14 protein-coding genes are annotated in these 14,221 nt (G+C 69.1%); 4 read left to right on the top strand and 10 right to left on the bottom strand.

The genetic code is table 11. The features are described from left to right. Nucleotides 1–9: 9 nt before the first annotated feature. The 3 genes from LGR69_RS13175 to LGR69_RS32035 all read right to left on the bottom strand — a co-directional run bounded on the left by LGR69_RS13175 (nt 10) and on the right by LGR69_RS32035 (nt 4,048). The gene (locus LGR69_RS13175) at nt 10–471 is read right to left on the bottom strand and encodes a chemotaxis protein CheW (RefSeq protein WP_230366288.1); all 462 of its coding nucleotides are present in this window, start codon (nt 469–471) and stop codon (nt 10–12) included. Next, the gene (locus tag LGR69_RS13180) at nt 471–2,543 is read right to left on the bottom strand and encodes a chemotaxis protein CheA (protein ID WP_230366289.1); all 2,073 of its coding nucleotides are present in this window, start codon (nt 2,541–2,543) and stop codon (nt 471–473) included. Before LGR69_RS13180 ends, LGR69_RS13175 begins: the two co-directional genes overlap by 1 nt. A gap of 398 nt (nt 2,544–2,941) precedes the next feature. Then, complete coding sequence (locus tag LGR69_RS32035; RefSeq protein WP_307354832.1) at nt 2,942–4,048, bottom strand: methyl-accepting chemotaxis protein; 1,107 nt, start codon at nt 4,046–4,048, stop codon at nt 2,942–2,944. A 447-nt stretch (nt 4,049–4,495) separates the two neighbouring features. On the opposite strand from LGR69_RS32035, the gene LGR69_RS13190 reads away from it, so the two are divergent. From LGR69_RS13190 to LGR69_RS13205, 4 genes are all read left to right on the top strand, one after another. Beyond that, nucleotides 4,496–4,795: an STAS domain-containing protein gene (locus LGR69_RS13190; RefSeq protein WP_091865217.1), complete on the top strand. Its 300-nt coding sequence runs from the start codon at nt 4,496–4,498 to the stop codon at nt 4,793–4,795. A 21-nt stretch (nt 4,796–4,816) separates the two neighbouring features. Next, nucleotides 4,817–5,182, top strand: coding sequence for a response regulator (locus LGR69_RS13195; RefSeq protein ID WP_230366290.1), 366 nt, complete (start codon nt 4,817–4,819; stop codon nt 5,180–5,182). Nucleotides 5,183–5,725: 543 nt separating this feature from the next. Next, a complete protein-coding gene (locus LGR69_RS13200; protein WP_370881362.1) occupies nt 5,726–6,817 on the top strand; it encodes a sensor histidine kinase in 1,092 nt (363 codons plus the stop codon). 96 nt (nt 6,818–6,913) lie between these two features. After that, complete coding sequence (locus tag LGR69_RS13205; RefSeq protein ID WP_039904580.1) at nt 6,914–7,345, top strand: SufE family protein; 432 nt, start codon at nt 6,914–6,916, stop codon at nt 7,343–7,345. A 38-nt stretch (nt 7,346–7,383) separates the two neighbouring features. On the opposite strand, the gene LGR69_RS13210 is transcribed toward LGR69_RS13205, so the two are convergent. The 7 genes from LGR69_RS13210 to LGR69_RS13240 form a co-directional block, all read right to left on the bottom strand. Beyond that, a complete protein-coding gene (locus tag LGR69_RS13210; protein ID WP_230366292.1) occupies nt 7,384–8,178 on the bottom strand; it encodes a TetR/AcrR family transcriptional regulator in 795 nt (264 codons plus the stop codon). A gap of 93 nt (nt 8,179–8,271) precedes the next feature. Continuing rightward, nucleotides 8,272–9,075, bottom strand: a complete 804-nt coding sequence (gene proC / locus LGR69_RS13215) for a pyrroline-5-carboxylate reductase (RefSeq protein ID WP_230366517.1) — start codon at nt 9,073–9,075, stop codon at nt 8,272–8,274. Nucleotides 9,076–9,098: 23 nt separating this feature from the next. Continuing rightward, the gene (locus LGR69_RS13220) at nt 9,099–9,608 is read right to left on the bottom strand and encodes a type III secretion system chaperone family protein (protein WP_007569163.1); all 510 of its coding nucleotides are present in this window, start codon (nt 9,606–9,608) and stop codon (nt 9,099–9,101) included. Between the two features lie 289 nt (nt 9,609–9,897). Next, complete coding sequence (locus tag LGR69_RS13225) at nt 9,898–10,182, bottom strand: accessory factor UbiK family protein (RefSeq protein WP_007569164.1); 285 nt, start codon at nt 10,180–10,182, stop codon at nt 9,898–9,900. A gap of 145 nt (nt 10,183–10,327) precedes the next feature. Continuing rightward, nucleotides 10,328–10,564 carry a hypothetical protein gene (locus LGR69_RS13230; protein ID WP_007569165.1) on the bottom strand — a complete coding sequence of 79 codons (237 nt, stop codon included), beginning with the start codon at nt 10,562–10,564 and terminating at the stop codon, nt 10,328–10,330. Nucleotides 10,565–10,696: 132 nt separating this feature from the next. Further along, complete coding sequence (locus LGR69_RS13235; protein WP_007569167.1) at nt 10,697–11,413, bottom strand: PhoH family protein; 717 nt, start codon at nt 11,411–11,413, stop codon at nt 10,697–10,699. A gap of 417 nt (nt 11,414–11,830) precedes the next feature. After that, a complete protein-coding gene (locus tag LGR69_RS13240) occupies nt 11,831–14,188 on the bottom strand; it encodes an ATP-dependent helicase (protein WP_007569169.1) in 2,358 nt (785 codons plus the stop codon). Nucleotides 14,189–14,221 lie beyond the last annotated feature (33 nt).

The following is a 14,221-nucleotide window of genomic DNA, read 5'->3' on the forward strand; positions in this document are numbered from 1 at the left end:
CTCCTAAAATTAATTTAAAATTGCTGGCATGTCTGGAATAATGACAAAATCTTCGGCAGATTTCACAATGGAGCGAATGTATTCAGGCCGCCATGACGTGCCGATCTTCGGCGCCGGCTGGCGGCTCTCCAGGGCGACCGCGGTCACCTCGAACACCTTGTCGGCCACCAGCGCGACCAGGGTCGGGTCGCCGTCGAGTTCGAGCTCGATCACCACGAAGCGGGTATCCGGGGTCGCGGCGGTGATCGGCATGCCGAAGCGCTCGCGAATATCGGCCAGCGGCACGACGTTGCCGCGCACGTTGACCACGTGGCCGAGATGCGGCCGCGCCCCGGCGACCCGGGTGGTCGGGATCGGGTCGATGATCTCGCGCACCATCCCGGCCCCGAGCGCGAAGGTCTCGGTGCCGATGCGCATCATCACGGCCTGGAGGGCGTGGCCCTGCTCGATGGCTTCGACGAAATCGGTCATCACGCCACCTCACGGAATTCGCGCAGCCCGTCCGCGGCGGCGCCGATCTGCCCGCCGGCCATCAGCTGGGCCGGGTCGATGATGAGCGCCGCGGTGCCGTCACCGAGGATCGTGGCGCCCGAGAAGGTCGTGACGTCGGCGTGCAGCTTCGACAGCGACTTGATCACCGTCTGGTGGTTGCCGAGGATCTGGTCGGCCACGAGCCCGAACCGGGTCTCGCCCACCGACACGATGATCACCTTCTGGTAGGGGTCCGGCTCGCCGGCCGCCTCGAACAGGCTGCGTAGGCGCAGGAACGGCACGAGGTCGCCGCGGATGTTGAGGAAGTCCCGGCCGCGCTCGCCGCGCCCGCTCTCGGGCAGCTCGACGCATTCCTCCACGGCCGAGAGCGGCAGCACGTAGCGCCCCTCCCCGACCCGGATCAGCAGGCCCTCGATGATCGCCAGCGTCAGCGGCAGGCGCAGCACGATGGCGGTGCCCGCCCCCGGCTCGGTGGTGATGTCGATCGAGCCGCGCAGGCCCTCGATGGTCTTCTTGACCACGTCCATGCCGACGCCGCGGCCCGAGAGCGCGGAGATCTGCTGCGCCGTGGAGAAGCCCGGCGCGAACAGGAACTGGTAGACCTGCTGGTCGGTGAGCGGGGTGCCGGGCGCGACGAGCCCGCGCTCCTCGGCCTTGGCCCGGATGCGCGTCACGTCGAGCCCGGCGCCGTCGTCGCGCACGGTCACGAGGACCTGGGCGCCGACATGCTCGGCGGAGAGCGTGATGCGCCCGGTGGCGTTCTTGCCGGAGGCGCTGCGCCGGGCCGGGTCCTCGATGCCGTGGTCGATGGCGTTGCGGATCAGGTGCACCAGCGGATCGGCCAGCCGCTCGATCACGGTCTTGTCGAGCTCGGTCTCCTCGCCGTCGGTGACGAAGGTGACCGGCTTGCCGAGATCCCCCGACAGGTCGTGGACCAGGCGCCGGAACCGGCTGAACAGGGCGCCGATCGGCACCATGCGGATGCTCATGGTGGTGTCGCGCAACTGCGCCGAGAGCCGCTCGATCTCCTCCGCGATGGTCTGGAGCCCGCCATCGGCGTGCAGGCCGGCGAGCTGGCTCAGCCGGGCCTGGGCGATGACCAGCTCGCCGACCCGGTCGAGCAGCTCGTCGAGCCGCTCGGCCTCGACCCGCATGGTGCTGGACCCGCGCGGCTCGGTGCTGCGGGCCGGGCCCTTGCGCTCGGCCTCGGGCGGCTTCGCGGCGGGCGCGGGTGCAGGCTCGACGGCCGGTGTGGCAACGGATCGGGCGGGGGCCGGGGCAGGAGCCGGCATCGGCACCGGAACGGGCGCGGGCGAAGGATCCAGGACGGGTTCGGCGGCGGGCTCGGGCGCGTCCAGCGGCGCCAGGGTCAGCACCATGTCGTCGCGCACGAACAGGAAGACGTCCTCGATCGCCGCGCGGGTTGCGGCCCCGCGGAGCGTGACATCCCAGCCGAGCGCCAGGCTCTCCGGGTCGAGGCCGGCGAGGTCCGGCAGGTCCGCGACGCGCGGCACAACCGTGCAGGGGCCGAGCTCGCGCAGCTCGTCGAGCAGGGCCAGCGGGTTCGTGCCGTTGCGCAGCACGTCCGGGGCGAAGGCGATCCCAATCCGCCAGCCCTCGGGCGCGGCATCCGGGCTCGGCCCTTCGGCCGCCAGCTCGGTCTCGGGCGCCTCCTTCGCGCGCCTGATCAGGCGCTCGAGCTCGGCCAGGATCGCCTCGCCGATCACCGGGGCGGTGGCGTCGGGATCCTCGATCAGCGTGCGGATATAGTCCTTGGCCGAGAGCGACACGTTGACCAGGTCGGCGCTGGTCGGGACCTCGCCGCGGCGGACGAGGTCGAAGGCGGTCTCGAAATCGTGCGTGAAGGCGGCGACCCGGTCGAAGCCGAACATCGCCCCCGATCCCTTGATCGTGTGCAGGGCCCGGAACGCGGTGTCGATCAGCGCCGAATCGTCCGGCCGGTCGCCGAGGTCGAGCAGCGTCGTCTCCAGCCGATCGAGAAGCTCGTTGGCCTCGGCCAGAAATACCGCGCGCGGATCGTGATCAGTCATCGTCGAGCGGATCCCGTTGCACCGTCTTTCGAGGAACCGGGGCAATTCCGCACCCGGCCCGGTCGCCGACCCGAGGCTAGATCTCGCGATCCTGCCGGCTGACGCCCGATCGACCGAAGACTCGGTCCATCACACAGGAATGACACTACCTTAAAATCGTTAAAAAGTGAAGACCTGATCTGAGTTAAAAGTTTTTCCGTCCCGATTTTTTCAGACTCCGGATCCATTCCAGTCTGGAAAAGATGCTATAAATTACCGCTTACTCACTATTTTTCCAACATATATTTCCGTCAATGTCTACTAATTGCATAAGACCAACGATTTTCCTTAATGTATTGGATAACTCCCCAGGACCTTTTGTTGAATGCACCTGATGTTCTGCAAAGGCCGCCTCCGGATCAGAACAGATCCACCCCGGCCAGGGGATCATCATCCGCGTCCGGCGCCGGCGCCGCGGTGCCGAGCAGGCGGCGGGACAGCCGCTCCCGGACCTCGCCCAGGGTGCAGCCGGCGATCAGCGCCTCGGCCCAGTCGCGCTCCGCCTCGGCACGGCCGCCCGGCTCGGCCTGCAGGGCGCGCAGGATCCCCTGCAGATTCTGCATGCGCTGCTTGGCGAGATCCTGGAACTGCATGGCCACGATCGCGCCCGAGACGTCCTGGGTGATCGCCTCGGTGGTCTGCACGGTCTGGCTCAGCACGCCGGCGAACCGCGAGCTCTGCTCGACCAAGGCCTGCATCACCACGCGGACCCGGGCGTCGGCGTTGCGGCTCTCCTCCGACATGTCGATGGTGGCGATGTCGTGCAGGAGCGCGTGGCTGCTGCGCAGGCCGCCCGCGATCGAGCCGATCTGCTGCTTGATCACCCCGGACAGGGCGTTGATCGCGCCGGCCAGGCTGCGGACCTCGTCGGCCACCACCGCGAAGGCCCGCCCGGCCTCCCCGGCCCGGGCGGCCTCGATCTTGGCGTTCAAGGCCAGCAGGTTGGTCTGCCGGTTGATCTTCTCGATCTCGGCGACGCTGCCGTCCACCGAGGACAATTCGCCCAGCACGCCGTTCAGCGCGCCCTCCATGGTCGCGCCGCGGGACGACATGAAGCCGATCTTGTCGTTGAGCATCGCGAGGATCTCGCCGAGCGCCGTGGCGACCTCGGCGAGAGGCCGCTCGGTCCCGTCGATCCGCACCGACTGGATCGCCGTCACCAGCCCCTGCACGATCTCCGACTGGCCGCGTGTGGTCGTGGCGATGCGCTGGAACCGGTCCGACAGGCCGTGGACGTCGGTCTCGACATCGGCCGAGATGATCCCGAGCTCGTCGATCAGGGCGTCGAGAGTCTTGCGCTGGACCTCGGACAGGCCGAGCCGGGCCTGGATCACATCCGCGGCCCCGAGCGGGGGCACCGGCGCGGCGGGCGCGGCGGGCGCCTCCCGGTCGAGGTCGAGCGCCGCGAGCGAATCCGATGCATCCTCGTGATCCGACCTCAGATTCGCACGCCCCCAGAAGGCCATCGATAGATATTCCTTGGACTCTGTCAGATCTTGCCGGGGACAGGCTCGAACGCACGATTGTGAACCCCCGGTGCCTAGGCCAGTCATCTGAATGAACAGTTATGACCGAGGCAATATGCGCGCTCGATCACACGGTTTATGTGACCCAGACCATGCGACGATTGCGGATATATTTCGGTCCTCGAATATCAATGCTTTCTGCGGACGTGGGTCGAAATGCCATCGAATACCAGCAAGAGTCGATTTCCATACCGCCGAAGTCACCGAACAATTTTTACAATACAAAATTGCACATCGGGCACGCCATGGCAGTTTTCAACAGGAAACCCGGGATCAAGGTTCGGGCAAGCTCGGTCGCTATGGTCAGCTCAAGGGAAACTTAACGGCCGCGAATCTTAAAGAGATCGCCTGCAGCCAATCTGGCCGTTCAACCGCAACGGATTCCTCATGGCCGAACCCGCCACCCTCACCCTGCCGCCGGAATGCACGCTCCGGACGGCGCAGGCCCTCCAGGCCGACCTGCTGGCGGCACTCGAGGGCGCGCCCGGCCTCCTGCTGGATTGCGCGGCGGTCGAGAAGGTCGACGTCACCTTCGTCCAGCTCGTGGTCGCGGCCGCCAAGTCGGCCGGCGCGCGCGGCGCCACCCTCGACCTGACCAACCCGCCCGACGCGGTCGCGGCGGCCTTCCGGCGCGCCGGCTTCACGCCGCACGCCCCGTTCGCGGCGGATTCCGCCTCAGCCCTCTGACCTCAGCACCGGATTCCCTTCATGGCCACCGTACTTGCCGTCGACGATTCGCCCAGCATCCGCCAGATGATCAAGATCGTGCTGGGCCCCGCCGGCCACACGGTGATCGAGGCCGAGGACGGCGCCGAAGGCCTCGCCAAGGCCAAGGCCGAGACGATCAACCTGGTGATCACCGACCTCAACATGCCGGTGATGAACGGCATCGAGATGATCAAGCAGCTGCGCACGGTGCCGTCCTGCGCGGGCGTGCCGATCCTGTTCCTGAGCACCGAGTCGGACGACAGCATCAAGCAGCAGGCGAAATTCGCCGGCGCCACCGGCTGGATCACCAAGCCGTTCAAGCCGGAGCAGCTCCTGGCGGTGGTCTCGAAGCTGATCCGGGCCTGAAGTCGGACCGCCCCGGCGGGTTCACGCAGCGCGGGACCGGTTCGGGGGGCCCTCTCCCGTGGGGGCTGAAAGGTATTCACCTCGGCCCGCGCAGGGCGCAACGTGCGACCTCTCCTGCGAGAGAGGGTTGGGGGTGAGGGACCCTGTCTGCCCGGAGAGGCACCGTCCCTCCCCCCTCACGGGAGAAGCCCCCCCGCATCACGCGGTGAAAGAATTCGGCATCCGCGCGCCCGCATCGAAGATCGGACGCGGCGCAGCCCGACGGCCCGATATTCGCGCCTCTATCGGCGCCGAGGAGCGCACCATCGGGACGGGATATCCTGTCGAACAGGAGATGATCTGTAACCGAACGTACGAACCCCACACCGACGCGCCAAAACGCCCTCAAACCCGGTCTTTCCGTCTAAATCCGCACAGACGTGTGGATGAGCACCGCAGCGGCAACGTGGGACCGGAACGGGACCCCCACCGGCACGTTGACCGGCGCCATCAGGATACGAGAACGGCGTCTCACACAGTTCGGCACAGCGGGTCGGGTACAGAATGGGCGGTCAGCCACCAGGGTCCGGAACGGCTGCGTCGCAGGCGATGGACCCCGCGGGGGATCCGGGCCGAGGGGCGTCGGAAGCGGGGTCCATCGCGTTGAGCGACAGCTTCCGGCGCTTCGCCGACGTGGTGCCGCTGATGCTGTGGCGCTCCGACGAGCACGGCCACGCGGTCCACCACAACGAGTGCTGGCTCGACTTCACCGGGCGCCCGCTCGAGGAGGAGCTGCGCCTCGGCTGGCGCAGTGGGCTGCACCCCGAGGATTTCGAGCGCCATGCCCGGATCGTCGCCGAGGCCTTCGCCGCGCGGGCGCCGTTCACCGTGGAATTCCGCCTGAAGCGGCATGACGGCGTCTACCGCTGGCTGCTCGACACCGCCCGCCCGCTGGTCGAGGACGGCCGGTTCCAGGGCTATCTCGGATCCTGCTTCGACATCACCGACCGCAAGCATGCCGAGGAGCATATCGAGCAGGCGCTGGCCGAGAAGGAGGCGCTGCTGGCCGAGGTCTACCACCGGGTGCGCAACAACCTGCAGGTGATGGTCAGCCTGATCGGCCTCTACGGGCGCGCCGCCCCGGACCCGTGCCGCGGCAGCTTCGAGGCGCTGGGCCAGCGGGTGCGGGCGATCGCGCTGGTGCAGCAGCACCTGCACGAGGCGCCCCATATCGCGTCGATCGACCTGCACGATTACCTGCACCGTCTGGCCTCGGGTCTCGGGCAGCTCCGGCGCGCCGGGCGGATCAGCGTCCAGGTCGGCGGCTCCGGGACCGGGCTGGTCGAGCCGCGCACCGCCAACGCGCTCGGCATGATCGTCGCCGAGATCGTGGCCGAGTGCCTCGACGCCACCGCCGAGCACGTCGCCTGCTCCATCGCCATCGAGATCGACTCCGCCGCGGGGCATCCGCTGCGGGTCTCGATCGTCTCCGGGGTGAGCGAGATGGCGGCTACCGGCCGGTCCAACGTGCCCAATCTCGGGCCGCGCCTGATCGCCGCCTACGCCGCCCAGGCCGAGATCCAGGTGACCGGCGATGCCAGCACCGCCGCGCCCCTGGTCCTGACCCTGCCGCCGACGCAGCCGCCGGAGGCGTGATCTCCGGCGCCGCGCCCCCTGGCGATTTGCGATGGAGTCGCCAGATTTTCGCCAGGGCTCTATAGCGACCCCGGCCCACCCCAAATCCGGTCCCTCATGGTTCCCCCGATCGACACCATCGTCGAGAATTTCGCCTTCATCGACGATTGGGAAGAGCGTTACCGCTACCTCATCGAGCTCGGGCGCGCCCTGCCGCCCCCGGACCCGGAGCTCCATGCCGAGGCCAACAAGGTCCAGGGCTGCGCCAGCCAGGTCTGGATCGACCTCGACGTCGACCGCTCGGATTCGGAGCCCCGCCTGCGCATGCGCGGCGACAGCGACGCCCATATCGTGCGTGGGCTGGTGGCGCTGATGATCGCCCTGTTCGACGGCAAGCCGTTGCGCGAGGCCGCCGAGACCGACGCCTTCGCGCTCTACACCAAGCTGGGCCTGGGCGAGCACCTGACCCCGCAGCGCTCCAACGGCGTCCGCGCCATGGCCGACCGGGTGCACCGCGACGCGGTGCGGTTCCTGCAGGTCGAGGGATAGGGCGCCGTCGGTTTCGCGACGGCGCCCCGCCCGACGCGTTAGATCGCCGCCGCGGGGTCGGTCTCGTCGCCGTCCGGCGTGGGGCGGCGGGTCCGGGGGCGGCGGTCGAGGAGGGAGCGTCCCAGCGCACGCAGCGGCGCGGTCAGCCGCCGGGCATCCTCGGCACGCTCCATGAGGCGCTCGCCGTTGCGGATCTCCTTGTCGAGCTTGGCCATGGTCCGGGCGAGCGCAGGGTCGTCATCCTCGAGCCAGACCTGCGTCACGCGGGCGAAGGCGATCACGACGCCCTGGAGCTTGAGCTGGCCCAGCGGGCCCTCGGTGTCGATCCCGGCCGCCGCCAGCATGTAGCGGTGGGAGTTCAGCATCACGCTGTTCAGCGCCAGCATCGACAGCGGCTCGCCGCGCAACGCGTAGGCGATCCGGCGCAAAGCTGGCTTGTAGGGCGTCATCGCGTCGAGCCGGCTCATCAGAACGTCGAACAGGCGCTCGCGGGTCGGCTCCTCTTCGAGGCCCGAGATGTCCCCTTCGAGGACCTTCCGGTCGATGATCCGGGTGAGGCCGCCCAGAACCGCGCCCTTCGAGGGGAACAGGTCGCGCAACTCGGCGAGCGTCAGGCCGGCCTCGCGGGCGATGTCGCCGATCTCGATGTCGTTCCAGGGCTGCTCGGCGGCCAGCCGCATCAGGGCCTCGACCGCGGCCTCGCGGGGCGGCAGCTTGGGCGGGCTCTCGGCCTGCGCAGCGGCGTCCTGGGCCGTGTCGGCCTGGCTCGTGTCGTCCGGCACGGCACCGGCACCCTTGCGGGTGCGCTTCGACGGGGCTCTGGTCTCGGTCATGGGTCTGTCGCCCGCTCCTGTCGGTCGTCGGCTCTCATGTAGGAAAGGCGGCGGCGATGGGCAGGGCCGTCGCGCGGCGATGCCGCACGGATGTCAGCCGGCGAGCTCGGCCGCCCGGCGCCGGGCCGCCGCCACGGCCGCGCGCAGGAGCGGCGCCAGGCCGTCCGGCCGCATCAGCACGTCGAGGGCCGCCGCCGTGGTCCCGCCCGGGGAGGTGACGTTGCGGCGCAGCTCCGCCGCCTCTTCGGGGCTCGCCTCCAGCAGCGCGCCGGCGCCCGAGACGGTGGCCCGGGCCAGGGCCTGCGCCACCGAAGGCTCGAGCCCCTCGGCGATCCCAGCATCGGCCAGGGCCTCGACCAGCAGGAAGACATAGGCCGGCCCGGAGCCCGAGACCGCGGTCACGGCGTCGATCTGCGCCTCGTCGGCGAGCCAGGCCACGGTGCCGTTGGCGGCGAACAGGGCGTCGGCCGCGTCGCGCTGCGCCGGCGTCACCTCCGCATTCGCGCAGGCGCCGGTGGCACCCCGGCCGATGCTCGCCGGCAGGTTCGGCATGGCCCGGACCACGGCGCGGGCCCGGGGCAGCCGGGCGCGCAGATCCGCGATGGTCTTGCCCGCCAGGATCGAGACCAGCAGCGTGTCGGGGCCGACGAGCCGGTCGAGGCCGGGGGCTGCCGCCTCCAGGCCCTGCGGCTTGATCGCCAGGACCAGCACCGCCCCGGGCTCGGGCTCCGCCGGGTTCAGCCGGATGCCGTGCCGGGCGCAGAGATCCACGATCGGGCGGGCGGGCACCGGGTCGATGATCGTGGTGGCGCGGGGGTCGAGGCCCGCCTCGAGCCAGCCCGCCAGCATCGCGCCGCCCATCTTGCCGGCCCCGGCGAGAACCAGGGAGGCGGGCATCCGCGCCGGGGTCGCGGCCGCCGTCACGCCTCGCCTTCGGTCTCGAACAGCACGGCGTCCAGCGCCTCGCGGGCGCTCTTGCCGGCCCAGAGCACGAACTGGAACGCCTGGAAGTAGCGCTCGCAGGCATCCACGGCGGTCTTCATCATGGTGGCGCATTGCGGATGGGTCGGCACCGCGCCGCCGGCCAGCAGCAGCGCGTGGCGGAACATCACCACGCTGTCGCTCGACCACAGGTCGAAATGGCCGATCCAGAGCTGCTCGTTGATCATCGCGATCAGCCGCAGCACCTCGGTCCGCTGCCGCTCCGGCACCTTCAGGTCGAAGGCGCAGGCCACGTGCAGGGCCTCGACGTCCTCGATCCAGGTGAAGGCCACATGGTAGTCGGTCCAGCGGCCGGGGCTGGTGATCGACATCTCGTCGGTCTCGGCCCGGTCGAAGATCCAGTCGCGCAGGGACGCCAAACGCTCGACGACGTCGAGCGGATGCTCGTTCCGGTCAGGGTCGTGGAAGTCGACGTGGAGAAGCGGCATGACGATCCAAAAGGACGGCCCGGAATCGACCCGGACCGACGTGACGGGGACGCGAGAAGAGTGCGAGAACACTCCGAGAACTTGATACGACCGGCGAAGACAGGCCGGGGTTGACGCGATCGACTGTCGAAGCTCTGCGGACATCGCCCCGCAGCCGCCGAATCACCCTATGCCTGACTATAGACCGGCCGTGACTCGCGACACAAAGTGCAGGTCACGCTCGGTGAACAGGAAACGAAATCATCGGCTGCGCTTCCTGTGCAAAAGCCTGAAGCGTTGCCGTCCGGACTCAGACGGCCTCGCTGAGCCCCGCGGCCCCGGCCCCGGCGCTGCCCTCCCGGGCCTCCAGGGCGGCCACACGGGCGGCGAGCGCCTCGTTCTGGGCGCGGAGATTGGTCACCATATCGCGCAGCACGTCGAGTTCCTCGCGGGAGGCGATGTCGAGGTCGCGGACGAGGCGCTCGACCTGCGCCTTGACCACCGTCTCGGCCTCGCGGCGCACGCCCTGGGCGGCGCCGGCCGCATCGGTCATCAGGCGAGCGAGATCGTCGAACAGTCGGTTCGAGGGGGGCATCGTGGTCTCCCGGATCGGCCGGCTGCCGTTCGGCGGCCTGACTGCGCGATTCAGGGTGACGAGATAGGAATCCGCGGGGTGCGGAGCAACGCCCGAAACGCGGTCCGGACACGGAAGCGGGGCCCGAAGGCCCCGCCCGTCGCAATCACATGCGGCGCATCATCCGACGGTGCATCATCTTGCGGTGCATGTGCCGGTGCATCATCCGGCGCTCCATGCGCCGATGCATCATGCGGCGCTCCATCGGGGTCAGGCGGACCTGCGTCACAGCGTCGGGCGCCGTGATGCCCGAAGGGAGGCCAGGGGCGGCGCTGGCGGGCTGGACGAGGGCGGCACCGCCCAGCGAGGCCAGCACGGCGAAGGCGAAGGTCAGTTTCCTCACGAGGAGACTCCAATGTTCTGATCTCCGGGCATGACGCCCGGTTCATCCTCCCAAACGGGAGGTTCGGAGAGTCGTCTCGTGCCGGTGAGGGCACGGCGGGCCCGCGAGGACCCGCCGCCATCAACTTCTGGGTTAGAGATTCGTTTCCTCGAACGCCTTCACCCATTCGGCGCAGATGCCGGACCGGACGATGTCGTCGCGGGTGAACTCGACCACGGGGATCGGCATCATCCGGCTCTTGATCAGGTGCATGACCGTGCGCAGGCCGGAGGTCTCGCGCAGGTCGGTCTGGGAGACGTCGCCGTTGATGATGACCTGGCAATCGTCGCCGATCCGGGTCAGGAACATCTTGATCTCGGCCGTGGTGGTGTTCTGCGCCTCGTCGAGGATCACCAGGCAGTTCTTGAAGGTGCGCCCGCGCATCACCTCGAACGGCACGATCTCGATGTCGCCGGTCTTGAGGGCGATCTCGAAGGCGGCCTGGCCCATCCGCTCCTTCATGGCCTCGGTGAGCGGGGCGACCCAGGGGGCGATCTTCTCCTCGAGGGTGCCCGGGAAGAAGCCCAGCGAGCGGCCTGAGGGCACGTTCGGGCGGGTGATCACGACCTTGGAGATGCGGCGCTGGCGGAGCTGGTCGGCGGCGCGGGTCCCGGCGATGTAGGTCTTTCCGGTGCCGGCGGGGCCGAGGACGATCACCTGGGGGGAGCTGGCCAGGGCGTCGAGATACTCGGCCTGGCGGTCGGTGAGCGGTTGGATCGGGCTGAGGTTGCGCTCTTCGTCGAAGCGGGTGCGATGAATACGGGGCGTGCGGTCTTCAACCAGTTCAAGTCGTGTGCGGCGTCTCTTCATGGATCAACACTCCAACGGGACTTGCCAACCTGGATCTGTCGATGAACTGCCGTTTACCTTGTTGCTCCCGGATTTATTCTATTACGCAACTAATTCCGGCGCCATGCCGAAGGTTCCACCCCGTGCTATTCGCCTGTGGAGAGCGTCACGCCGCCTCGCCCGGGGTCGAATACGCAGTGCAAGCGTCGCACCAACGCGATTCGCACCCGACGATTGCGCGGCGGGTGTGACTAGGGGGTGACGGTTGATGCTGCGGCGCGGAAAAAGCCGTCCGGCTGGCAAGGCTGCATCAGGCCGAGGGCCGGGTACACGGGGCGACGCGGCATCCTGCACGACCGCGATCCTCTCCGCCCGCACGGGCGAAGCCGGCCGACCCTGCCGCCCTGAAACGTCCGGGCTTGATCGGCGGGACTGACTTCATCCGGGCTGGATGAAGCTGTCGAGAACCATTTTCCGGCCGGCTTTATCGAAGTCAACGGTGAGCTTGTTGCCGTCGACGCCGGCGACGGTCCCGGGGCCGAACTTCATGTGGAAGACCCGCTGGCCGTCCTGGAACGCGGAGGGCGCGCCGGTCGACTTGGCGATCAGCTCGCCCTCGATCTGGCGCGGCCCGCCGGACCGGCCGCCCGGGGCGCTGCCGAAGCCGGACCGGTTGCCGGAGCCCGCGGCGGTGTTGGCCTGGGCGCGCTGCCAGCCGGGCGTGCCGTAGCTCGAGCCGAACGGCGTCGGGTTGCGGTCGAACCGCGAGGCGCCGGCCGAGAAATGCGCGGGCGCCTCGACCACGTCGACGGCCGATTCCGGCAATTCGTCGATGAACCGGGACGGGATGGTCGAGGACCACAGGCCGTGGATCCGCCGGTTGACCGCAAACGACAGCTTGGCGCGCTTGCGCGCCCGGGTCAGACCGACATGGGCGAGGCGCCGCTCTTCTTCCAACCCGGCCCGGCCGCTCTCGTCGAGCGCCCGCTGGTTGGGGAACAGGCCGTCCTCCCAGCCGGGCAGGAACACGGTGTCGAATTCCAGCCCCTTGGCGGCGTGGAGCGTCATCAGCGAGACCCGCTCGGCGCCCTCGGCCTCGGAGGCCTCCATCACCAGGGAGACGTGCTCCAGGAAGGCCGCCATGTCGGGGAATTCCTCCATCGAGCGGACGAATTCCTTGAGGTTCTCCAGGCGGCCGGCGGCGTCGGCGGACCGGTCCTTCTGCCACATCTCGGTGTAGCCGGATTCCTCCAGGATGGTCTGGGCGACTTCGCTATGCGGCTGCGTCTCGATGAGGCGGGCCCAGCGGGAGAAGCTCTCGGTCAGCGCCCGCAGGGTCGCCCGGACCCGGGGCTTGAGCTCGTCGGTCTCGCACAGGCGCTGGGCGGCGATCAGCAGCGGCAGGCGGTTGGCGCGGCCGTAGGTGTGGAGCTGCTGCAGGGTGGCGTCGCCCAGGCCGCGCTTGGGCGTGTTCACGATCCGCTCGAAGGCGAGGTCGTCGCTGACATTCATGGTGACGCGCAGGTAGGCCAGCGCGTCGCGGATCTCGGCGCGCTCGTAGAAGCGCGGGCCGCCGATCACCCGGTAGGGCAGGCCGAGCTGGACGAAGCGATCCTCGATCTCGCGCATCTGCGCCGAGATCCGCACCAGCACGGCGATCTCCGAGAGCGGGTGCTGCTTGGCCTGCAGGGATTCGATCGCCTCGGCGAGCTGGCGCGCCTCCTCCTCGGAATCCCAGGCGCCGGTCACGGTGACGCGCTCGCCCGGCTCGTCCTCGGTGCGCAGGGTCTTGCCCAGCCGGCTCTCGTTCTTGGCGATCAGGCCCGAGGCGGCAGCCAGGATATGGCCGGTGGAGCGGTAGTTGCGCTCCAGGCGCACCACCACGGCGCCCGGGAAATCGTGCTCGAAGCGCAGGATGTTGTCGACCTCGGCGCCGCGCCAGCCGTAGATCGACTGGTCGTCGTCGCCCACGCAGGCGATGTTTTTTCGCGATTGCGCGAGCAGCCTGAGCCACAGGTACTGGGCGACGTTGGTGTCCTGGTACTCGTCCACCAGGATGTAGCGGAACCGGTCCTGGTAATTGGCCAGGATGTCCGGGTTCTCACGCCAGAGCTTGAGGCAAAGTAGCAAAAGATCGCCGAAATCGACGGCGTTGAGCGTCGCGAGTCGGGCCTGGTAGGCGGCGTAGAGCGCGCCGCCCTTGCCGAACGCGAAGGAGGTCGCCTCGCCCGGCGGGACCTGCTCGGGGCCGAGGCCGCGATTCTTCCAGCCGTCGATCGTGTGGGCCAGGGCCCGGGCCGGCCAGCGCTTCTCGTCGATGTTCTGGTCGGCGATCACCTGCTTCATCAGGCGCAGCTGGTCGTCGGTGCCGAGGATGGTGAAGTCCGACTTCAGCCCGACCAGCTCGGCATGGCGCCGCAGGATCTTGGTGCCGATGGCGTGGAACGTGCCGAGCCAGGGCATGCCCTCGCCGGCCGGGCCGATCAGCGCGCCGATCCGGTGCTTCATCTCCCGGGCGGCCTTGTTGGTGAAGGTCACCGACAGGATGTCGTAGGGGCGGGCGCGGCCGGTGGCGATCAGATGGGCGATCCGGGTGGTCAGGACCCGGGTCTTGCCGGTGCCGGCCCCGGCCAGAACCAGCACCGGACCCTCCGTCGCCTCGACGGCGCGGCGCTGCTCGGGGTTGAGCCCTTCCAGATAGCTGGCGGCGTCCCGCCGGAGGGCGCCCATGGCGCGGGCGGCGATGGAGGTCGGAGCGCCGTCCCCGGCGGGCTGCGCGTGCGGGCCATTCTGCATTCCGCTTCCCTGGACCAAATCGCGAACGGCGTC

Source organism: Methylobacterium brachiatum (genome assembly GCF_020523825.1).
Classification (GTDB): Bacteria; Pseudomonadota; Alphaproteobacteria; order Rhizobiales; family Beijerinckiaceae; genus Methylobacterium; species Methylobacterium brachiatum.